This is a genomic window from Streptomyces sp. NPDC029216, from assembly GCF_040648015.1.
Classification (GTDB): domain Bacteria; phylum Actinomycetota; class Actinomycetes; order Streptomycetales; family Streptomycetaceae; genus Streptomyces.
Genome location: NZ_JBEZWL010000018.1, coordinates 26,746 through 48,011 on the forward strand (window position 1 = coordinate 26,746; position 21,266 = coordinate 48,011).

The 21,266-nt window shown below is 69.1% G+C and carries 21 protein-coding genes and 2 pseudogenes; 15 read left to right on the forward strand and 8 right to left on the reverse strand.

What is annotated here, in order from left to right:
• Positions 1-83 precede the first annotated feature (83 nt).
• Complete coding sequence (locus AB0F18_RS10055) at positions 84-389, forward strand: hypothetical protein (protein ID WP_362056984.1); 306 nt, start codon at positions 84-86, stop codon at positions 387-389.
• A 24-nt stretch (positions 390-413) separates the two neighbouring features.
• Positions 414-1,058 (forward strand): CBS domain-containing protein, encoded by a 645-nt coding sequence (locus AB0F18_RS10060; protein WP_362056987.1) that lies wholly within the window; start codon positions 414-416, stop codon positions 1,056-1,058.
• Between the two features lie 48 nt (positions 1,059-1,106).
• Here the strand turns inward: AB0F18_RS10060 and AB0F18_RS10065 are convergent, their stop codons facing one another.
• Both AB0F18_RS10065 and AB0F18_RS10070 read right to left on the reverse strand, forming a co-directional pair.
• Positions 1,107-1,259 carry a hypothetical protein gene (locus tag AB0F18_RS10065; protein ID WP_362056990.1) on the reverse strand — a complete coding sequence of 51 codons (153 nt, stop codon included), beginning with the start codon at positions 1,257-1,259 and terminating at the stop codon, positions 1,107-1,109.
• Positions 1,260-1,289: 30 nt separating this feature from the next.
• A complete protein-coding gene (locus AB0F18_RS10070; RefSeq protein ID WP_362056993.1) occupies positions 1,290-2,225 on the reverse strand; it encodes a hypothetical protein in 936 nt (311 codons plus the stop codon).
• 1,044 nt (positions 2,226-3,269) lie between these two features.
• Here AB0F18_RS10070 and AB0F18_RS10075 point away from each other — a divergent pair.
• The 3 genes and pseudogenes from AB0F18_RS10075 to AB0F18_RS10085 form a co-directional block, all read left to right on the forward strand.
• A complete protein-coding gene (locus AB0F18_RS10075) occupies positions 3,270-3,791 on the forward strand; it encodes a hypothetical protein (protein ID WP_362056996.1) in 522 nt (173 codons plus the stop codon).
• A gap of 70 nt (positions 3,792-3,861) precedes the next feature.
• Positions 3,862-4,083, forward strand: a pseudogene (locus AB0F18_RS10080) (IS982 family transposase); the annotation flags it as partial.
• Positions 4,084-4,251: 168 nt separating this feature from the next.
• Positions 4,252-4,464: pseudogene (locus tag AB0F18_RS10085) on the forward strand (GDP-mannose 4,6-dehydratase); the annotation flags it as partial.
• A 666-nt stretch (positions 4,465-5,130) separates the two neighbouring features.
• Here the strand turns inward: AB0F18_RS10085 and AB0F18_RS10090 are convergent.
• Both AB0F18_RS10090 and AB0F18_RS10095 read right to left on the reverse strand, forming a co-directional pair.
• The gene (locus AB0F18_RS10090; RefSeq protein WP_362056999.1) at positions 5,131-6,357 is read right to left on the reverse strand and encodes a cytochrome P450; all 1,227 of its coding nucleotides are present in this window, start codon (positions 6,355-6,357) and stop codon (positions 5,131-5,133) included.
• Complete coding sequence (locus AB0F18_RS10095; RefSeq protein ID WP_362057002.1) at positions 6,354-8,117, reverse strand: non-ribosomal peptide synthetase; 1,764 nt, start codon at positions 8,115-8,117, stop codon at positions 6,354-6,356. Before AB0F18_RS10095 ends, AB0F18_RS10090 begins: the two co-directional genes overlap by 4 nt.
• A 285-nt stretch (positions 8,118-8,402) precedes the next feature.
• Between AB0F18_RS10095 and AB0F18_RS10100 the strand changes: the two genes are divergently transcribed.
• On the forward strand, positions 8,403-9,149 hold the full coding sequence (locus AB0F18_RS10100; protein ID WP_362057005.1) for an alpha/beta fold hydrolase: 747 nt from the start codon (positions 8,403-8,405) through the stop codon (positions 9,147-9,149).
• 53 nt (positions 9,150-9,202) lie between these two features.
• Here the strand turns inward: AB0F18_RS10100 and AB0F18_RS10105 are convergent, their stop codons facing one another.
• The 4 genes from AB0F18_RS10105 to AB0F18_RS10120 all read right to left on the reverse strand — a co-directional run bounded on the left by AB0F18_RS10105 (position 9,203) and on the right by AB0F18_RS10120 (position 12,076).
• A complete protein-coding gene (locus tag AB0F18_RS10105) occupies positions 9,203-9,523 on the reverse strand; it encodes an AzlD domain-containing protein (RefSeq protein WP_362057008.1) in 321 nt (106 codons plus the stop codon).
• On the reverse strand, positions 9,520-10,263 hold the full coding sequence (locus tag AB0F18_RS10110) for an AzlC family ABC transporter permease (RefSeq protein WP_362057011.1): 744 nt from the start codon (positions 10,261-10,263) through the stop codon (positions 9,520-9,522). The genes AB0F18_RS10105 and AB0F18_RS10110 overlap by 4 nt, the downstream gene beginning before the upstream one ends.
• Before the next feature lie 296 nt (positions 10,264-10,559).
• Entirely contained in the window at positions 10,560-11,357 is a 798-nt protein-coding gene (locus AB0F18_RS10115) for an alpha/beta fold hydrolase (RefSeq protein ID WP_362057014.1), read from the reverse strand.
• A gap of 29 nt (positions 11,358-11,386) precedes the next feature.
• On the reverse strand, positions 11,387-12,076 hold the full coding sequence (locus AB0F18_RS10120; protein WP_362057017.1) for an FCD domain-containing protein: 690 nt from the start codon (positions 12,074-12,076) through the stop codon (positions 11,387-11,389).
• 180 nt (positions 12,077-12,256) lie between these two features.
• On the opposite strand from AB0F18_RS10120, the gene leuA reads away from it, so the two are divergent.
• From leuA to AB0F18_RS10165, 9 genes are all read left to right on the forward strand, one after another.
• Positions 12,257-14,047, forward strand: a complete 1,791-nt coding sequence (gene leuA, locus AB0F18_RS10125) for a 2-isopropylmalate synthase (protein WP_362057020.1) — start codon at positions 12,257-12,259, stop codon at positions 14,045-14,047.
• 203 nt (positions 14,048-14,250) lie between these two features.
• Positions 14,251-15,483: an MFS transporter gene (locus AB0F18_RS10130; RefSeq protein WP_362057023.1), complete on the forward strand. Its 1,233-nt coding sequence runs from the start codon at positions 14,251-14,253 to the stop codon at positions 15,481-15,483.
• Between the two features lie 154 nt (positions 15,484-15,637).
• Positions 15,638-16,006 carry a cupin domain-containing protein gene (locus tag AB0F18_RS10135; protein WP_362057026.1) on the forward strand — a complete coding sequence of 123 codons (369 nt, stop codon included), beginning with the start codon at positions 15,638-15,640 and terminating at the stop codon, positions 16,004-16,006.
• A gap of 55 nt (positions 16,007-16,061) precedes the next feature.
• A complete protein-coding gene (locus AB0F18_RS10140; protein ID WP_362057029.1) occupies positions 16,062-17,621 on the forward strand; it encodes an AMP-binding protein in 1,560 nt (519 codons plus the stop codon).
• Positions 17,622-17,764: 143 nt separating this feature from the next.
• Entirely contained in the window at positions 17,765-18,181 is a 417-nt protein-coding gene (locus AB0F18_RS10145) for a hypothetical protein (protein WP_362057032.1), read from the forward strand.
• Positions 18,169-19,341, forward strand: a complete 1,173-nt coding sequence (locus AB0F18_RS10150) for a cytochrome P450 (protein ID WP_362057034.1) — start codon at positions 18,169-18,171, stop codon at positions 19,339-19,341. Before AB0F18_RS10145 ends, AB0F18_RS10150 begins: the two co-directional genes overlap by 13 nt.
• A complete protein-coding gene (locus AB0F18_RS10155; protein ID WP_362057037.1) occupies positions 19,341-19,577 on the forward strand; it encodes a phosphopantetheine-binding protein in 237 nt (78 codons plus the stop codon). The genes AB0F18_RS10150 and AB0F18_RS10155 overlap by 1 nt, the downstream gene beginning before the upstream one ends.
• Positions 19,577-20,317, forward strand: a complete 741-nt coding sequence (locus AB0F18_RS10160) for an SDR family oxidoreductase (protein ID WP_362057040.1) — start codon at positions 19,577-19,579, stop codon at positions 20,315-20,317. The genes AB0F18_RS10155 and AB0F18_RS10160 overlap by 1 nt, the downstream gene beginning before the upstream one ends.
• A gap of 21 nt (positions 20,318-20,338) precedes the next feature.
• Positions 20,339-21,160: a PAS domain-containing protein gene (locus AB0F18_RS10165; RefSeq protein ID WP_362057043.1), complete on the forward strand. Its 822-nt coding sequence runs from the start codon at positions 20,339-20,341 to the stop codon at positions 21,158-21,160.
• The last annotated feature ends 106 nt before the right edge of the window (positions 21,161-21,266 follow it).

The window sequence follows — 21,266 nt, forward strand, 5'->3', positions numbered from 1 at the left end:
TCCCTGGAGGGGGCCACAGGGCCCCTGGCCGCAGTGGACCGGGCGGCGAAGAGTGGAGGCGGACTCGAACCTGGAGGCCTTCCATGAGCACGCCCTCCCCCGCGCACGCCCGCGAGGTCGACTTCCCTGAGGGGACCCGCCTCTTCCGCGAGGGCGGGCACGCCGACCGGTTCTGGATCGTCCGGTCCGGCACCGTCTCGCTGGACGCCCACGTGCCCGGCCTACGCGCGGCCGTCATCGAGCACGTCCGGCTGCTGATGGACGCCGGCCCCCGCTTCGGCGCGGCCCTCGGGCACTGGGCCGGGCAGGTCCTCGCCCACCGGCTCCAGGCCGCTCGGATCCGCCTGCTCGACCTGTACGCGCCGTACGGAAGCGGCACCTACCTCTGACCTCCCACGCCCAAGGAGCCCGCCATGCCCGCATCCCGCTACACCGTCAGTGACGTCATGACGCACACCGCCGTCGCCATCGGCCGTGAGGCGTCCTACAAGGAGATCGTCGAGCTGATGCACCAGTGGAAGGTCAGCGCGGTGCCGGTCCTGGAGGGCGAGGGCCGCGTCGTCGGCGTCGTCTCCGAGGCCGACCTGCTGCCGAAGGAGGAGTTCCGGCGTACCGAGCCGTTGCTTCCCGACCAGCTGGAGGAGGCGTCCAAAGCAGGCGGGGTGCTCGCCGAGGAACTCATGTCGAGCCCCGCCATCACCGTCCACCACGACGCGCCGGTCGCGGAAGCCGCGCGCATCATGGCCCGCAAGCACGTCAAGCGCCTGCCCGTGGTGAACGAGGTCGGCATGCTCGAGGGCGTGGTCAGCCGCAGCGATCTCCTGAAGGTGTTCCTGCGGCCCGACGAGGAGCTTGAAGAGGAGATCCGCCTGGCGGTGCTCGCCGAGCTGACCCCTGGTGTGACCTTTGACTTCGCCGTCCAGGATGGTGTGGTCACGCTGTGCGGGCCGGTACGGGACCGTGCGCTGATACCCCTGCTCGCGCGGGCGATCCGCGCGGTCGAGGGGGTGGTGGACGTCCGCATGGAGCCGGACAGCGCCGTCCGCGCCCCCGCGTAACCAGAGCGCTGCATCCGTACCCGGCTGCGGCGTCGGCACCTGCCCACCTCACCGAGCGGGGAAGAGCGGCACCGGGCTGCCGCTGGGCAGCATCAGCCGGAACTCGGTGTGCCCGGGGCGGCTGGTGACGGTGGCGGTGCCGCCGTGCGCCGCGGCGACGGCGTGGACGATCGCGCCCACCCCTCGATGACGTCGTCTCACCGATCCAGATCCATGTCAACGGCATTGACGCTAGCCCCGCAGCGTCACCCCATACCTCTCGCGCAGGCGGCCGATCTCCCACCACGCCACCGCCGACACCGATGCCGGACCACCGATCACGGCGCAGATCTGGACCAGCGGCGGGCCTGGCGGCATTCCGGTCATGGCCAGGTTGAAGACCGCCAGCTCCCACACCAGCACACCCGTCAGCAGGGCCGGAAGCGCGGCGTGCACCTCGGAGGTGCCGAACGCGGTGGGGACCAGCGTCTTGGAGGCGAAGCAGACGAAGAACAGCATCCACAGCACGGGAGCGAGTAGGGCGATCGTGACGAACGGCCTGTACAACGCGTAGGAATCGAAGAACGCGGTGATCAGCGCCATGCCCGCGAAGAGCAGCGGCACGGCCGTGAACGCGGCGAAGTACCAGAGGGCCGAGCGCACGGCGGGGCGCAGGCGGGTGCGCATGTCCGGCCGCGCGGCCTCGGGTGCGAGCCGAAGCAGGACCGCGATCACCACGGGTGCGGTGAGGAGCAGCAGCCACGGCGTGAGGGCGAGCCGGAGCATGTACTGCCCTTGGATCTCCGTGAGGTCCGTCTCGGTGCCATAGACGACCAGGATGAGGAAGGACGCGACCAGCGCGGCCGCGGCCCTGATCTTCTGCACGCGCATCACCTGGGGATCGAGGACACGGCGGTACGCGTGCGGGGGGAACCTCAGGTGGGCCTGCCGGCGGGCCGAGCGGGCCAGCGGATAGGCGAGGACGGGCAGGAGCAGGGGCCATAAGCAGAACAGGATCGCGGCCCACGCACAGCCGTGGACGGGCAGCCGTCGCAGTATCTCCAGCAGCGGAGGCCAGTCACCGTCGCGAAACCGCTGCCACAGCGGACGGGGGGCCTCGTACGGGAAGGGTGGCCCCCCGTTCGGCCGCCACGTCGGGCCGTACGGATTCTGTCCGCCGAAAGTCACGCCGGTTTCCTTCCTGAGGTGCGGAACGTGTCAACACAGTCAACTGTCAACGGGGCCATGCCGCATGGGGTTGCGCACGCTTGCCCGGCACTCGCCCCGGAATCGCCCTGACCGTGCCCCGCCCGCCCTGGCAGGATCACCGTATGCGAACCGTGTACGCGCTTCTCGTAGGAATCGACGACTATCCACACAGCCCGCTGAAGGGCTGCGTCAACGACGTGACGGAGGCCCGAGGACTGGCTCCGCCGGCAGGGCGCTCGTGTGCGTCGACAGCCTCGCCTAGGGCGGACAGCCGCTGCTCCAGGACACCGAACTCGGCGCCCTCCTGGACGAGATCGCGGCCCGCGGCTCGCATGTGGTCGCCGTACTCGACTGCTGCCACTCCGGCGGTGCGACCCGCGAGCTCCCGCCCGGTGCGCGCTCGCGGGGTGTGCCGTGGCAGCCCTGGTGGCCTACGGACGCGGTCGGCGCACGAGCCTCGCGCGGCGCAGGCGCGCAGGGAGCCGAGCCGGGCCGGCACGTGCTGCTCGCCGCATGCAGGGAGCAGGAGAAGGCATACGAGGCGCTGGTCGACGGGGAGACCCGCGGATACTTCAGTCACTCACTGGTACACGCGCTGCGCCGCCTCGGCCCCGCGGCCACGTACGGGAAGGTGCACTCCCTGCCGAGGAGCAGGTGTCCACCAGGTTCTCGACCTCGACGGGCCAGGCGTCGGTCACCGCGCCCGGCACCGACGCGGCGGCCCGGCGCAGCAGGGGCGGGTCGAGCCCACGAAGCCGCACCAGGCCCTCCAGGCGGACCACCTTCACCTCCCGCAGCACCGAGGCAACGTCTAACGGCCCGGCATGAGTTGAGATGCGCCCATGATCGTGCGCCCGGTCACGGAACCACGGTGGGGCGCCCGTCAGGTCGGCGGCAGGTCGCCACCCGGTCGTCCTCGGGTCGGCGTCGCCCGATTCCCGGCCGGGGATGCAACCGCTGACACCCAGCCGGTGTCTATATAATTACCATTTGTCCCCATCTCTCGAGAATCGAGGGGACGTCATGATCCACCGACGTTTCCGCCGGATCGTGGCCCTAACCTCCGGGCTTCTGCTCACCGCCGGGCTCTCCCTCGTCGCGCCCCCCTCGGCCAGCACGGCCGTCGCCACCCGCGCACCGGCCCAGACCGGGACGCTCGTCGTCAATGCCCGCTGGGGCGGACACTCCACGTACGACCGGCTCGTCATCGACCTTCAGGGGGGCGTCCCCTCGGTCACCGTCACTCCCGTCACCCATCTGGTCTACGACGGGTCCGGCAAGCCCGTCCCGCTGGCCGGGAAGTCCTTCCTGCAGATCCGCCTGCACCCCGCCGCCGCGCACGACGACGCGGGGCACAGCGTCTACGAGGGGCCCAAGCTCCAGAAGATCTATCTCCCCCAGCTCAAGGGCATCGCCCTGACCGGCGACTTCGAGGGGTACGTCACCTTCGGCGCCGCCTTCGCCACGAATCCGTACTACCGGACCTTCACACTGCACTCGCCCGACCGGTTCGTCGTGGACTTCGCGCACGGCAACCGGTGCTGAATCAGCGGTGCTCGGGGTCGGGGAAGTCGAAGCGGCGGCCGACGTCCCACAACCCCCTTACCTGCCCGGTCAGTCCGGCTACAACAAGCGCCTGCGGGCCGCGAAGCCGCTGATCAGCCGGTTCATTCGAACCCTGGCCAGGGACACGGACCTATGGCACGACTACGTGTGGATCGTGGACTCCACTCCCGTGGAATGCGCCCGCTCCCGACCCACCGTCAAGCGATCCGACCTGGCCGGCTGGGCCGGTTACGGCCACTGCGCCTCGCACTCACGGTTCTTCTGGGTCTTCGCCTGCACCTGCTCTGCACCGCCGGTGAGCTCCCGGTCGCCTGCACTGGCCAATCCGGCAGGCGCGTTTCCAGATCCTGCTGCTGGAGCTGGCGCGCACCACCGCGCTGCTGCTCGCGAGCCGACGGACCGGCCCCGGCTCGATGGAGCCGGGGCCGGTCCGTGCGCGTTGTGGCCAGTCGACGTCACCGGGCTCGGCGCGGTCCGGCTGCTGGAGGCCGTCCGCTCCTCGGGGCTGCCGACGAGGGTCTACCAGGCCTCGTCCTCGGGCGCAGCCCGTACGGGATCGCGAAGTCCATGGCGCACTGGGCGGGTGTGAACTACCGGGAGGCGTTCGGGATGTTCGTCGCCCGGCGGCATCCTGTTCAACCACGGTTCGCCGTCCAGCGGGGTGCCGAGCACCCCGGCGACGCGGCGGGCCATCCAGTGCGGCGCCGAGGTGGGCGGCGAGCGCCATGGCGTGCAGGCAGCGGGCCGTCTCCCGGGCGAGCACCCGCCGGGGGGCGGCGCCCGGCTCGCGGTCGGTACGGGTCATCAGGCGGTCGACGTGCACGGGTACGGCTCGCTTCCGGGCAGGTGCCAGGAGCCTCGGGACCCTGCGGTGAGCCGCACCCTGGACACCACCCGGGCCGCACTTCAGGCGTGGCGGGTGACGTCGGCCCCCTGCCCCTCCCCGTTCGCCGGAACGGCCGGACCGCGTCGTCCAGCCCGACGGCACTTTGAGCGCCTACGACCGCGTGAGGATGCCCGACGGCGTCCGCGTGGTACCCGTCGACGGCGTCGGCCGCGTCGGCCTGGTGGAGGACGGCTTCTACATCCTCGGCCGCCGAGCCCTCCACCTGCCTGGGGAGACACCCCCGTGCACCGAGCCCCCGCCTCCGCCCCGGCCATCCCGGTCATGACAGGCCCGGACCACCTCTCGACCTTCGGCCGGGCCGCCTGGAACGCGCAGTCGCCGCCAGTGGCGTGGCGGCGGATCGCGGCCTGGCGCGCCCTCGGACCGGGCGCGGACACCGTCGTCGACGCTCCGCTCGGCCGCTTCCAGGTGTCAGCGTGTCAGGGTGACGGGGAGGCGGGTGATCCCCTGGATGAAGTTGGAGCGGAGTCGGCGCGGCGGGCCCGTGACGGAGAGCTGCAGGTTGTCGGTGAGGAGCCGGCGGAAGAGGATGGTCAGTTCGGTGTGTGCGAGCATCGCGCCGATGCAGCGGTGGATCCCGATGCCGTACGACAGGTGTTTGTTGGGGCTGCGTGTGATGTCGAAGGTCTCGGGGTCGCGGAATTGCGCGGGGTCGCGGTTCGCGGCCGCGTTCCACAGGGTTACCGAGTCACCGGCCCGGATGGTCTTGTCTCGTATCGTCGTGTCGCGCAGTGCCACCCGGTGCACGTAGAGGTTGGTGGAGTTCCAGCGCAGGATCTCGCCCAGGGCGCTGTCCAGCAGCTGCGGTGTGGCGCGCAGTTGCCGGAACTGTTCGGGGTTCTCGTCCAGTGCGACGATTCCGGCGCAGGCCGTGTACGAGGAGGTCTCGTCCCCGCCGACCGCCACGTTCATGCAGTTGAAGAGGATCTCGTCCTCGGTCCACGGCCGGCCGTTGATCTCGGCCTTCAGCAGGGTGCTGATGAGGTCGGATCCGGGGTTCTTGCGTTTTGCGCGCAGCAGATCGGCGCAGAAGTCGAAGATCTCGGCCTGGATCACGGCGAGGCGGAGCCGTTCGTCGTCCTGCGAGTCCGGTACCAGGAGCGGGTCCCGGTATCCGATCATGCTGCGGGTGAGGTCGATCAGTTCGTGGGCCTCGCGTCGGGAGATCCCCATCATCACCATCAGCGCTCCCGCGGGGAGTTCTTCGGCGATGTCCGTGGAGAAGTCGCAGCCGCCGTCGGCGAGGGCCCGCTCGACCGCGGTGTCCACGAGCTCCTCGACCTGGCGCGCGACCTGCTTGATGACGCTCTGGGCGAAGGTCTGGTGCAGTTGCTGGCGCAGCAGGCGGTGGCGGGGCGGGTCGGTGGAGACCAGCATCCGGCCCGCCGACGGGTCGCCGTCGCTGTAGAGGGAGCCGCCGAGCATGGGTCCGGCCTCGGAGCTGAGGTTCGTGTGGTCGAGGTAGGCGGCCGATACGTCCTCGTACGTGGTGAGCGCCCAGAAGCCGCCGCCGTCCTGGTCGGCGTGCCAGTGCACGGGGTCGTTCTCCCTCAGCCAGGAGAACATTTCGTAGTGTCGCTGGGCGACGAACTGGTCCGGGTCGGTCAGGTCGATCTGAACTGCTGTGCTGGCGGTCATGCGGACTGCAACTCCTTGCGTTCCTGGATGAGCCTGGCGAGGTCTTCCAGGCGGCCGGTGGCGAGCACCTCGCGGGCGCTGATCTGGACCCCGAGGTCACGGACGAGGCGGCGCAGCATGCGGAAGGAGAGCAGCGAGTTGCCGCCGAGCTGGAAGAACTCGTCGGTGGCTCCGACCTGTTCGACCGCGAGCAGGTCGGTCCACAGTGCGGCCAGGTAGGTTTCGGTCTCATCGCGCGGAGCCACGTGAGAGGTGGTGCGGCGCAGCGTCTCCTCGGCGAGTTCCCTGAGCCGCGCCATGTCGCGCTTGCCGTGAGAGTTGGCCGGTATCCCGGGGATGCGCGTCAGGGAGCTGGGGACCATGAAGTCCGGCATCTGCTGTTCCGAGAAGGCGCGCAGTTCGCTCAGGGCCGGTGCGTCGTCGCTCACGACGAGGGCGACCAGGTGCTTGTCGCTGCCCGAGCCCACGGCGATCACTGCGACGTCGCGGACGCCGGGGCAGCGGGTCAGGATCCGCTCGACCTCGCGCGGCTCGACCCGGTAGCCGCGGATCTTCACCTGGTCGTCGGCGCGGCCCACGTAGGTGAAGACACCGTCGGCGCCGCGCCGTACGACATCGCCGGTGGCGTACATGTGGCTGCCGTCGGAGGCGAACGGGTCCGTGTGGAACTTCTCGTCCGTCAGGTCCGGCCGGTTCAGGTAGCCGCGTGCCACCCCCGGGCCGCCGATGTACAGCTCGCCCGGCTCGCCCTCCCCGACGGGGTTGCGGTCGGCGTCCAGCACGTAGAGCGGACCGGAGTCCAGAGCTCGGCCGATGGGCACGCTGTCCGCGTCTTCGGTGAGGCCGGCAACGTGGTGCGCGGTGCACGCCGTGCTGCCCTCGGTCGGGCCGTACAGGTTGTAGAGGAGGCCGGAGAAGGAGCCGGCGAGCAGATCGCGGCAGGCGGAGGCCAGCACCACGTCCCCGCCGGTGCACAGCACCCGCAGGTCGGCGAAGGCTTCCCGGTCTTCGCGAACCACGTGGTTGACGGCCATCGTCGGCACCAGCATGGCGGTGATGCGACGGCGCCGCAGCTCGCGCCGGATGTCGCGGGTGAGCAGGTCGGGCATGGTCGGCAGGACCTCGATCTGCGCGCCGCCCGCGAAGCCGCACCAGGTCTCCCAGTGGAACGCGTCGAAGGAGAGGCTGGAGACGGCGCCGACCCGGTCCTCGGGGGTGAGCGCGGGCAGCGCGGGGTTGCTCGCGAAGTGCACCAGATTGCGGTGTTCGAGGACGACGGCCTTGGGGATTCCGGACGAGCCCGACGTGAACAGCACGGCCGCGGCGTCCTCGGGCGCCACCTCGGGCAGCGCGCCGAGCGGCGGCTTGGTGTAGTCGTCGAGCGAGAACTCCATGATGCTCAGGTCCTCGTCCTCCAGGGACGCGAAGCGCGCCGTCCATCCCGGCTCGGTGACCAGGAGGGAGGGCCGGCTCTCGGTGAGCATGAGGTCCCTGCGGGCGTCGGGGTAGCGGGTGTCCACCGGAACGTAGGCGGCCCCGGCCTTGAGGATCCCCAGGAGAGCCGCGTACACCTGCACACCGCGGTCCAGGACGTACGCGACCCGGTCCTCGCTCCCGATGCCGCGTTCCAGGAGGGCCTGGGCGAACGAGTCGGAAAGCGCGTCGAGTTCGGCGTAGGTGAGGGTGTGGGTCTCGTCACGGACCGCCACGCTCTCTGGGCGGCTCCCTGCCGTCCCCCGGAAAATTTCCAACAGAGTCATTTTGAGTCTCCTCGCATGTGATCAGCAGCAGCTGTGCAGGAAACACACCGCGGTATCGGCAGGTGTGTGGAACCCGTGCGGTCCGCAACGGGGATCAAGCGGCCGGGAAATACGGGAAATCGCCCAATCGAAGTGACGGGGCAACACGTTAAGCAGCCCGGCCCGGTCTATCAAGTACGAGCCATAATCTGAGACGGCCGATGACGGCCGATCCGGAAGGCGCTTGCCTAACCGCGATGCGATCGGCTAGGAATGTGAAAACCCGAATGGATCTGAAAGGCCGTCATGTCCGACACGTATATCAAAACAGGCGACAGGAATGCGCCGGTCCGCTTTCTTGCATTCCATCATGCAGGCGGATCCGCTGCTTCCTTCCTGCCTCTCACCCATAAATTGCAGACACCGTGCGAGAGTATTCTCTTCGAACTTGCCGGGCGTCAACCCGGAGAGGAAGAGATCCGTTCCGCGAACTTCAAGGAGGCGCTGGCACGCCTCATTCCGGACGTGGTGGCCGCGGTCGACCGCCCCGTCGTCATCATGGGACACAGCCTGGGCTCGCTTTTCGCCCATGCGGTCGTGCAGGCCCTGGACACCGAACAGCGCGCGCTCATCCGGAAGGTCGTGGTTTCCTCCTCGCGTTCCGCGCGGGCCACCGCGGATTCCGCGCGGATGCCGTCGGAACCCTTCACCGTACGAACCCGGGCGCAGCTCCTCGACGCCCTGCACGATTTCGGCGGATGCCCTCCCGAGATGTTCGAGGACGAGGAGTTCCTGGAATACGCCGTCGGCCTGATGGGGCACGACCTCCACCTGGCCGATACGTTCGGCGAACCGGGACCGCCGACCGGGGTGCCGCTCGAGGTCTGGTACGGCACGCAGGATGCCACGCTGGTCGAGGCGGAACTGCGTTCCTGGAGCCGTTCCTCGACCGAGCCGGTGCGCTTCCGGACGTTTCCGGGCGGGCACTTCTACGTCTACGAGCGGCCGGAGCCCGTACGGGCCCTGAGCGAACTGATCGAGCGGGCAGCCTGAACGGCCGACTGACACAGCTCCTGCCGGCCGGTACCGCTGTGGTACCGGCCGGGTCAGCCGAGAATTCTCAGCAGGGCCATGTAGGTGCACGTGCCCGCGACGATGCCGAGCAGGGCGTTGCGCTTCCAGTGGTACGCGGCCGCGGTCACGGCGATGCCGCCTGCTGCCGGGAGGTACTCCGAGACCGTGCCCGCGTCCATGGAACTGACGCTGTACAGCACCAGGATGACCATGACGCCGGGCGGCATCAGCGCACCCAGCGCGTGGATGACCGGTGAACCCTCCATCCGGTGCAGCAGTACGAACGGCGCCGCGCGCAGTGCGAACGTCACGGCGGCCATGACCGCGATCGACGTGACCATGTAGCCGCTCACAGGGCCCCCTCCGTCGTCGCGCGCCGGCCGAGCCATGCCTCGGCGGCCACCGTCACGACGAAGACCGCCATGGCCACGGCGAGGAACCTCTTGTTCCCGGCGAACATGCCGATGACCCCCGCCGCCAGGCCGTAGAGCATGGGCCGGCTGTTCCTCCCCTGGTAGAAGTGCTCCTGGGCGAGTACGACGAAGAGCGCCGTCAGGGCGAACTCGATGCCGTTGATCCCGCTGGGCAGGGCCATCGAGGCCAGCGCACCGGCCGTGGAACCCGCGATCCACCAGGCGTGGCTGATGAGCTGGATGTACTGGATGCGCCGCCCGGAGAGCTGTTCTCCCGCCTTGGCCGCGACCAGCGAGTACGTCTCGTCGGTCAGCGCGAATATCCCGTAGGCGCGGCGGGGGGTCCCCTTCAATGCGTGGAAGGGGAAGGAGAGTCCGTAGAAGACGTGCCGGAAATTGATGACGAGCGTCGTCATCGCGAGTTCCAGCAATGGGATTCCGGCTGCCAGAAGCGGAACCGAAAGGAACTGCATGGCACCGGCGAACACGAAGATGCTGGAAAGCGGCGCCCAGTACCAGTCCAGCCCGGCGTCCACCAGCAGGAGTCCGTAAGCGGCCCCGAGCGGCAGGTATCCCATGGCGACCGGCACGGTGTCCCGCAAGGCCAGGCGTATCGCGTTCTCCGGGGCCGTCGCACGGATCGGCACCATCGGTTCTTGCAATTCGGTCACGTCTCTCATATCCCCCTCCTCCCGATGGCATCGGCGGCGGAACCGATGAACACCGGGGGTCGTTTCGTGCGGGAGCCGGCGCCGGGTGTGCGCACTCCTCGCGGCAGCGCAGCAAGTCGCCGGCGATCATGTGCGGAGATTTCCCTGCCCCATGCCACGGTGACGAGGTCTTACCATGCAGTCACCGGCCGGCTGCCAGTTTGATTCAAGAGCATCCCAATAGAGCTGTCAATGATATTACGGCTTCGTGAATTCATGAGGGCGCGACGACTGCCGGTGCAATTCGGCGTGCCGTGGGCGCATCGTCAGGACAAGCCGCCGACACGCTCCACGCCAAGTCCCACCGACATGGTCCGGCGCAGGATGTCCGTCACTTCTTCGGGGTGCCGGCCGGTGAAGAAGTGCCCGCCCGGGAGCGTGTGCAGCCGGAACGTGGAGGACGTGTGCCCGCGCCACGCCTCGACGCCGGCCCGGTCGGTGAGCGGATCCGAGTCACCCATGAGCGCGATGACGGGACAGCGCAGCGCCCGGCCGCTCCGGGGCAGGTAACGGTCGTGCGCCTCCAGGTCGCTGCGTATGAGGGGGAGGAACATCCGGCGTGTCAGCGGGTGGTCCAGCAGCCCGGCATCGTCGCCCCCCAGGGATCTGACCAGTCCGGCCGCCCGCTCGTCGGGATCGTCCGCCCGCGAAGACTGCGCACCCGTCAGGAGGCGCGGCCCGAGGTGGGAAGGGGCCGGGTGCCCGGAGGCCACCAGGACGATTCGGTCCTGGTCGTGCGTCCTGCGGGCGACCTCATAGGCGATCAACGCCCCCAGGCTGTGGCCGAACAGGAGCACGGGGCCGCCGCCGTGCCACGAGGCGAGGGCATCGGCAACCTCGTCGGCCACGGCGTGCACATCGCTGAACGGCGGATCCTGATGCCGCTGCGCCCTGCCCGGGTACTGGACACACGCGACGTGCGCCGTGTCCGCCAGCCGGACCGCCAGGGGCCGGCAGGAATCCGCGGAACCGCCGGCGTGCGGGAAGAAGAGGACTTTCCAGGATGGCGCGGGCGGTGTCTTCGGGAGGGTGTAGCCGCGTATCCAAGGTGTGAAGTCGATCATCGTTCCCGCTCTTCAGGTCGTGAGGAGTGTCAGAGGGACTGGAGCAGGCCGAGGGTCTGCCTCAGTTCCGCCCGCAGCAGATCGCCGGCTGCTTCCGAGTCGCCCCGCGCGACGGCGTCCGTGAGGGCGGCATGACCGTCATCGCCGTGGTTCGGCTCGCCGGACCGCAGCTGGAGGAGGTCCACCAGGTCGATCAGGGCCTGCCGCAGCAAGGGGATGAACTCGCCGAACAGCCCGGTGAGCACGGGGTTGTGGGCTGCCGCGACCACCGCCGCGTGCAGGGCGATGTCGGCATCCACGAACTCGGCGTTGCTTCCTTTCGCAGCGTCCCGGCGGGCGGCGAGTGCCGCCTCGATGACGGTGAGGTCGTCGTCGGTGCGACGCTGCGCGGCCAGCTGCGCGGCCTCGACCTCGATGAGGATCCGCACCTCGTAGACGTCGGTGATGGCCGCCTGGCGCAGCTGGGTGGCCCAGTTCTCCCTGGGCTCGGAAGCGATGACGAAGACCCCCGATCCCTGGCGTGCCTGCACGAGTCCCGCTCCGGCCAGTGCCCGGAGCGCTTCCCGCACCGTCGAGCGGCCCACGCCGAGGATCTGTGCCAGGGCGTTCTCGCCGGGAAGTTTGGTCCCGACGGGCCAGGTGCCTTCCGTGATCTGTGCACGCAGTCGTTCAGTTGCCTGCTCTACCAGGGGTGTTGCCCGCAATGCGCCTAGCGACATCTGATGCCCACCTTCTCAACCTCTCAGGTTGTCTGCGGAGTTGGTTGTGGCTACTGTACCCGGCATGTTGCTGTTCGGCCTCCTCCTCGGTTGCCGCTGCGGGGTCTGACACGACCGGCACCCCGCAGCGGGTGTCTGGCCGTGCCGGTCACCGAGGGCTGACTGAAAGAAGTGCCTCCCATGGCTGTCCCCGAAGCATCGCAATTCCCCACCCTGCGCACCCCGGCCGGCGGTATTCCGGCCGACGCGCCCGCTTGGAACCGGCAGCAGCCGAGTGCGATGCCGCACTACCGCTACCGGTCCGCGCACGACAGGGTGCCGCTGCCCCTGACGGACCGGACCTGGCCCTCACGCCGGCTGCTGCAGGCTCCCCTGTGGGTGCCGGTCGACCTGCGTGACGGCAACCAGGCGCTGGCCGAGCCCATGGACACCGAACGCAAGCGCCGGATGTTCGACCTGATGGTCGCGATGGGCTACAAGGAGATCGAGGTCGGCTATCCCTCCGCGAGCCAGACCGACTTCGACTTCGTACGCCACCTGGCCGAGAGCGGCGCCGTCCCCGACGACGTGACGATCTCCGTCTTCACGGCGGCTCGCAACGACCTGATCGACCGCACGCTCGCCTCCATCGAAGGGCTCGCGCACACCGTCGTCCACCTCTACACGGCCACCGCCCCTACCTGGCGCAACGTGGTCCTTGGCCGCTCCGCCTCCGAGGTCCACCGGCTCATCCTGGACGCCGCCACCTACCTCATGCGGCGCGCCGAGGAACGTCCGCAGGACGACATCAGGTTCGAGTTCTCGCCCGAGGTCTTCAACCTCACCGAGCCGGACTTCGTCCTGGAGGTGTGCAACAGCGTCACCGAGCTGTGGGAGGCCTCACCGGACCGGCCGGTGATCCACAACCTGCCGGCGACGGTGGAGATCGCCACGCCCAACGTGTACGCCGACCAGATCGAGTACATGGACCGTCACCTGGCGCGGCGGGACGCGGTGATCCTCTCGGTGCACCCGCACAACGACCGCGGCACCGGTGTCGCCTGCGCCGAACTCGCCGTGCTGGCAGGTGCACAGCGGGTCGAGGGCTGCCTGTTCGGCAACGGGGAGCGGACCGGGAACGTCGACCTGGTGACCCTGGCGCTCAACCTCTACGCGCAGGGCGTGAACCCGATGGTCGACTTCTCCGACATCGACGTCGTGCGCGAGGTGGTCGAGGACTGCACCCGTCTGCCGGTGCACCCGCGCCACCCCTACGGCGGCGAGCTCGTGCACACGGCCTTCTCCGGCACGCACCAGGACGCGATCGCCAAGGGCCTGGCCCACCACGGCCGGCAGGCGGCCGAGAAGGGCGTGGCGGCCGGCGAGGCGCCGTGGGAGGTGCCGTACCTGCCGATCGACCCGAGCGACATCGGCCGCACGTACGAGGAGGTCATCCGCATCAACTCCCAGTCCGGCAAGGGCGGGATGGCCCATCTGCTGCTCACCCACTACGGGCTGGACCTGCCCCGGGCGATGCGGCCGGACTTCTCGGGCGCGGTGCAGAAGTCGGCCGACGCCACGGGGCAGGAACTCTCCCACAAGGACCTGTGGGAGCTGTTCCGTACCACCTACATCGCGCCGGGTCAGGACGGACCGGCCACGCTGGTTTCCTGGAGCACCACCGAGACCGGGCCCGGCGAACACCGGCTCACCTGTGTGCTGAACGCGGACGGTCTGGAACGGCAGTACGAGGGGCGGGGCAACGGGCCGCTGTCGGCTCTGGCCGATGCCCTCGCCGGCGCGGGCATCGTGGTCGACATCCTCGGTTACACCGAGCACGCCACCGCCACCGGGCCCGGGAGCCCGGCCGCCGCCTACGCCGAGTGCCTGGTGAACGGCCGTACTTGCTGGGGAGCGGGTATGGACACGTCCATCCTCGCGGCTTCGGTCCAGGCCGTCATGGCCGCCGTCAACCGGGCCCTGCGAGCCTGACGGCACCTGGCCGCCGCAGCGCCCCGCCCCCCTCCAACGGGGGTGGCGGGGCCGGTGACCAGCGGGTTTCCAAGCCCAACTCACCAGTTGGACAGGGGCTTTGCGGAATAGGTGCCGCTCGCTAGGGTGACACCTCTGAGGACCTGAGTACATGAGTACCTGAGGTCGCAGATCGAACCGCCGAAGCGAACGGAAACTCCAGCATGAAAAAGGGGCAACTCGGCTTCCTGGCCGGTACCCACATGATCAACGACCTGTATCAGGGCGCGATCCCTGCGATGCTGCCGTTCTTGATGTCCGAACGTCACTACAGCTACGCCGCGGTCTCGGGGCTGGCGTTCGCGGTGAACGGCGTCTCCAGCCTGTTCCAGCCGGTGTTCGGGATGCTCTCGGACCGCCGGCCCCGGTCCTGGCTGGTGCCGGCCGGGTTCACGACGGCCGCCCTGGGCGTGGTGGCGGCGGGGCTGTCGGAGAGCTACCTGACCACCTGGCTCTTCGTGGCGCTGGCCGGCATCGGCATCGCGGCCTACCACCCGCCCGCGACCAGCCAGGCCCGAGCGGCAGGCGGATCCTCACAGAAGGCCATGAGCGTCTTCTCGGTCGGGGGGACGGTGGGCGGCGCCCTCGCGCCGGGCCTGGTCACGCTCGTCATCGGATCGGCCGGGTTCTCCGGCAGCTACCTGCTGGCCGTACCCGGGCTGGCGATGGCGCTCCTGTGGGTGCTGCGCGGACCCTGGATGAGATGGCGCGGCTACACCCTCGCGGAGCCGCTGGTCACGGCGGCATCCGCCAAGGCCGCGGGTGACGGGGGGCCGGAGGACGACTGGCGCTCCTTCGCCCGTCTGGTGGCGGTCGTCATCGGATGGTCCATCCCGTTCGTCACGGTCTCCTCACTGGTGTCGCTCCACGCGCAGCGCGACCTGGGTCAGTCCGAGGCCGCCGGCGCCACCGTCCTCACCGCCTTTACCGCAGCCGGCGCGGCGGGGATCCTCCTGGGCGGGTGGATAGGGGACCGGTATGGCCGGATGTCGTCGTTGCGCCTCGGCTACCTCGTGGCCTTCCCGGCCCTCGTGGGCGTGGCCTGGGCGCCGTCGTTCACCGTCCTGGTGCTGAGCACCCTCGTGTTCGGTGTCGCGATGCTCCTGCCGTTTTCCGCCCAAGTCACACTGGCGCAGGACTACTTGCCACGTCACCCGGGGACCGCCAGTGGGCTGACCCTCGGCATGGCGATGGCGGCGGGCGGTCTGTGCGCGCCCGCGTTCGGCTGGCTGGCCGACTCGAGCGGTTTGCGGGCGTCCTTCTACACCCTCCTCGGCCTCTTCGTCGTGCCCGTCGTCATGGCGGTCCGGCTGAAGGACCGTGCCGAGGCGGCGCCGGCCGACGCAGAGCCGTCGGTCTTTGAATTGGCGGAAAATGGCCGCACCGGGCAACAGTGAAATGTCAAGCTGAGCCTCTAAGTCCGATTGCGTGTCCGCCATTTGAAATGCTGTTGATCTCAATCGGATGATCGCCTAGCTTCTTGATCGACCCTGGGGAAAAGGGGTCGAAGGTTAATCAGACCACTGAAAGACCGAACTCGTAGGGGGACTCATGAAGATCGACTGGAATGACCATGAGGAAGTAAAAGTCGAGGGAGTCGCACTTACGCGACGTTTCGCCTTCGGCCAGGAGATGTCCTGCCTCAGGGTGGTCGCGGACCAGCCCGGAGACCTGAACCTCGAGCCGCACTGGCATGAGAACGAGCAGTGGGTCGTGGTGACCCAGGGGTCCATCCGCTTCGTCTGCGAGGGCGACGAGTACCAGCTCGACGCCGGCGACGTCGCCTTCATCCCCGCACGTCAGCGGCACACGGCCACGCTCGTCGGCGACGAGGGCGCGGTGCTCCTGGAGCTCTCCGCCCCGCCGCGGCTCGACCTCGTGCCGGGCTCGATCCTCCCGTCGGCGATGAAGTACGACTAGCCGGCCCGGACAGGTCGCGGCAGTCGGCACGGCAGCAGGACACGGGGGATCGACCATGCACAGCAGCACGTACGGCACGGCCAGTCGGGGGACGACCATTCATGACGCGTTCGAGCGCGTCGTAGGGGAATTTCCCGACCGGAAGGCGATCGTCGCCAAAGACAGAACACTGACCTACGCGGAACTCGCGGACGAGTCCCGCCGCATCGCCCGCCACCTGATCGACAACGGCGTCCGCCCCGGCGACATCGTCCCCGTGGCGGCGCGCAGGTCCGCCGATCTGGCGGCCGCGCTCCTGGGCGTACTGATGGCCGGCGGGGCGTACGGGATCCTCGACGTACGGTGGCCGCTCCCGAGGATCTCCGACTTCGTGCTCGGCATGAGCTCCGGGACCGTCCTCGCGGACGCCGAGGGTTCGGCCCAGCTGACCCTGGGCGGCATCGAGCACACGACCTTCACCGAGCTGCGCCGGAAGGCCGGAGCCACCGCGGGCGCCTCGGCCCCATCCGCGCCGGCGCCGGTGCTCGCGCCGACCGTCGGCCCGGACTCCCTGGCCACGGTCTTCTGGACCTCCGGAAGCACCGGTGCGCCCAAGGCGGTCCTCTCACCGCACGAGGCCACCACCCGGCTGTTCACCCCGAACGCCTTCATGAGCTTCGGAGAGGCGCCGGTGATGATCCATGCCGCGGCCGTGGCCTGGGACGCCTTCACGCTGGAGCTGTGGGGCATGCTGCTCAGCGGCGGCACCGTGGTCGTCCACGAGGACGACCTGCTCCTGCCGCCTTCCATCCGCGGCTACGTGAGCGACTTCGGGGCCACTCACCTCTTCCTCACCCCGTCGCTCTTCGACGTGATCGCCGGCGGGGACATCGACTGCCTGGCCGGTCTGCGCGCGGTGCTCCTGGGCGGAGACAAGCCGTCTCCCGCGAACTGCCTGAAGCTCCTCGACGCATACCCCGGTATCGAGCTGTACAACGGATACGGTCCGGTCGAGTCGTGCGTGTTCGCCACCACCCACCGCATCACCGAATCCGCCGCCCGTACGCCGGGCGGCATCCCGGCCGGCCTGCCCGTCCCCGGTACGGACATCCACATCGTCCGCGACGGCGCACCCGTGCCCCGCGGCGAGACTGGTGAGGTCGCCATCGCCGGCTCGGGGCTGGCCCTGGGCTACATGAACGCGCCCGACCAGACGGCGGCCGTGTTCCGGACCGTCGTGGCCGAGGGGCGTGAGCACCGCGTGTACCTGACCGGCGACCACGGCCGGCTGGACGAGTCCGGGATCCTGCACTTCGCAGGCCGCAAGGACGCGCAGATCAAGGTCGCCGGACACCGGATCGAACCGGCGGAGATCGAGTCGGCCGCACGCGCTCTGGGAAGCAGGCGCTCCGTCGTACTGGCCCTGCCGAGCCGCAGCGGGACCCCGCAGATCGTGCTGTTCGCCGAGTCCCCGGAAGGCGCCCTGACGGAGCCGGAGATGAAGGAACGCCTCCGCGAGACGCTGCCCTCCTACATGGTGCCGTCCAAGGTGCACTTCCTGACCGCCATGCCGCTCCTGGAGAACACCAAGATCGACAAGAGGGAGCTCAAGGCGCGTTTCGGTTACACCGCCTGAGTGCACCCGGGTGCCACCCGCGTACTCCCCCCTTCACCGCGCTGCGCGCATTCTGGAGCCCGCCCCAGCCCTCGGCGGTGGCCTGTGCGCGGCGTTTCCTCTCACTGATTTCCATGATCCTGTACAGGTAAGGAATTCAAGCATTGAGTACCCCCACGCGCGCGGAAACGCAGATTTCCATCGCGCTCGAATCCATCCAGGGTAAGCGTCGGATCGAACGGGTAATGGAAGCGGCAAACGCCCTTCTCGACCGGTATGCGACAAAGTTCGACCCCGAAGAGCGACTCACCCTCGGCTACGAACTCATCCGCCGGAATTTCACCGGCGAGATATCCATCGTCTACGGCGACCTGGCCCTCGGCACGGACGCGGACCACCAGGGCGAGACCACGTTCCACTGCGAACTCCTCGGCCCCGAGGGCAGGACCGGAACGCTCACCGCGCACTACACGGAGCCCGGCTCCCTGGGACTGACCAGCTCCGAATGGCTTGCCGCGATGCGCCTGCTCGCGGGCATCAGCGGTCTGGGCATCGGAGGGCACGCCGTATGCCCGGCGTAGCCACGGCGGAGCATCCCGCAGACCTGCTGGCGCGCCCGTACTGGTACCGGCACCTCCCGTCGGGGCAGGACGTACACCGCCTGGACAACGGGTTGTACGCGGTCACGGGCAACGCCGCCGTACAGGAGGCACTCGCCCACCCCGAAATCGTGGCCGAGCACCCGCTCAAGGCCAGCGCACGCGCCTTCGGGCCGAACGTCCTCGACGCCGACGGCCCGAACCACCGGGCGTTCCGCGCCCTGCTGGCCCCCGCGCTGTCCGCCGGGCGAGTCGCCGAGTACAAGCGGACCTTGATGCCGGGACTCGTCGACGCCCTGGTGGAGAGCCTCGCGGGCATCGAGACCGACGACTTCTACGACTCCTTCGCGCACAAGATCCCGTACGGAATCGTGTGCACGATCCTCGGTATCGACCCCTCGCTGGAGGACCGGTTCCACAAGCTGACCCGGCCGCTGGCCCGGCTGCTGGACTATCCCACCGAGGAGACGGAGCAGACGCACGCCAACGTCACCGAACTGCTGCGCCTGATCGAGGAGCAGCGGGCCGCCACGACCGTCGGCGAGCAGTCGCTGCTCGAGACGATCGAACGGACCCGCGACCGCAAGGGCATCTCGCTGACGGACAGTGAAGTGCGCTCCACCGCACTGCTCTTCTTCCTCGCCGGCACCGAGACCAGCAGCGCCTTCATCACCTCACTGGTGTACTGCATGGGCCGGGGCATCTTCGGCCTGGGCGAACTGGCTGACGAGGACGTCCGCGACGCGTTCGTCGAAGAGGTCCTGCGGCTGTATCCGCCGGTGCAGACGATCGTGCGGTTCGCCGTCGAAGACGTGGAGATCCAAGGAGTGCGCGTGCCGCGGCACTCTGCGGTCGCGGCGTCGATCGCGGGGGCCAACCGGGACCCACGGGTGTTCGAGCACCCCGACCGGTTCCAGCCCGGCAGGTCCCTGAAGGGCTCGATCCCCTTCGCGGTCGGATCGCACGCCTGCCCGGGGGCCCTGCTCGCCAAGACGGAGTTCTCGCTGCTCGTCGAGAAGCTCGTCGAACGCTGCTCGGACATCGTCATCACCCGCGACCGGTTGGGCGTGGAGAGCCAGTCCTTCGCCCATCCCACCGGCTTTTCCGTCGAGTTCAAGAACAAGCAAGAGAAGAGGATGTAGTGGGAAGCAAGATCACGTCGCTGCGGGAATGGATCGGCGGTCTGCAGGACGAGCCGGTCACGATCCAGGACGACACCGACCTCATCGAGTCCGGACTCGTGACCAGCCTCCAGTTCGTCCAGATGGTGATCGAGGTGGAGCGCCTGCACGGGCAGAAGCTCGACCCGGGCCTGATCAACGTCCAGTCGATGCGCTCGCTCAAGGCGATTGACGCGGCTGTCTTCCAGGCTTCCTGATGGGAGAGCAAGCCTCCCCGGTGGCGGTGGTCTCCGGGACCTCCTCGGGGATCGGCGCCGCGGTCGCCGCCGAGTTCCTGCGCCGGGAGTACACCGTCGTCGGTCTGTCGAGGCGCGGCAACCCGGACCTCGCCCGGGACGGCCGATACGTCGACTGCGTGGCCGACCTGCGTGACGAGGAGGCCGTACGGGCCGCCCTCACCGACGTGACCCCGGTGACCGCGGACCGGGTGAAGGCCGTGGTCCTGAACGCCGGCGCCTCACCCGACCCGGTGGACCTCGTCAAGGTGGACTGGCGGGTCGCGGCCGACACCTACGAGACCAACGTGCGCACGGCGCTCTGCCTCGTCCAGGCGACAGCGCCCCTGCTCAAGCAGAGCGGTGGCGGATCACTGACCTTCGTGGGCGCGAGCCTGGCCAACGGCTACGTCCCCGAGCGGTGGCCGTACGCGGCCAGCAAGGCCGCCATGACCTCGCTGATGCGTGCCTGCTCGGTCGAGTTCGCCGACGACGGCGTCGTGTCGAACGAGGTGCGCCCCGGTCCGGTGGCCACGGCCATGACGCTGGCCGGCCTCGACGGCGAGGTCAGCGACCAGATCATCCGCGCCATCAACGAGGGCTTCGACACGGACTGGCTCAAGTCGCCGCGCACCGTCGCGCAGTGGATCGCCTCCATCGCCGAGTTCCCGGCCAATGGCCCCACGGGCCAGGTCTTCAACTACAGCCGCAAGGTTCTTTAAACCAGAGAAAGGCATACAGCCATGTCGAACTACCCTTCTTCCGAGCAGCTCCTCGACCTGTTCAACTGGGCCTCTCCCGGCATGATCGTCACCGACGCCGACGGACTCGTCGTCCTGGCGAACAAGGCGGCCACCGAACTGCTGGGCGACAACGCGGCGGTGGGCAGCAAGCTCCCCGACGCGCTGGGCGTTGACGGCCACGCCGCCCTGCTCAGTGCCGGCGAGCCGGTGGAGAACCTCGACGCGGTCTTCTCCAGCCCCGAGTTCGCCACCGGTTACGCCAACGTCGGCTTCGGCCAGGTCAACGGCAAGACCTACGGCTTCTGGGCCCTGCGCCCGGTGACCACGCACCCGACGCCTTCCCCCGAGCAGGCCGCGGGCGCTTCCACCGCCCAGGCGTGGATCAGCCGCGTGGACGAGGTCAGCGAGACGTACGTGCCGGTGGGTGAGGACGCGGTCGCGTTCATCCAGGCCTACTACGACACCTGCCCGGTCGCCATCCACCTCATCGAGGAGGACGGCACCGTCGCCCACGCCAACTGGAAGGACATCGCGATCGTCGGCGCGAGCGAGCAGCCCGACACCTACGTGGGCCACCACATCCGGCACATCTACGCCGACCAGGACGTCGTCGAGGACTTCCTGGGCCGCTGGGGCGAGGACGCCCCGATCATCGACTTCCGCGCGGACTTCCTCAACAAGGGGGAGCGGGTACCGGTGGTGATCTTCTCCACCGCCAAGGTCGAGGACGACAAGCTGAAGAACACCCGTTGCTTCGTCTTCCCCGACAGCCACCCGGACCGCAAGCGGGACAAGGTCAAGGCGCTGGACCTCGACTTCTGAGCCGACCAGCACCTTGATCCGTGCCCGGGGGCTTCCCGAGACCATCCACCGGGCCCCAGGAGGCACGCCACCTCACGAGGACGGCGCTGCCGGCACGGACGGTCAG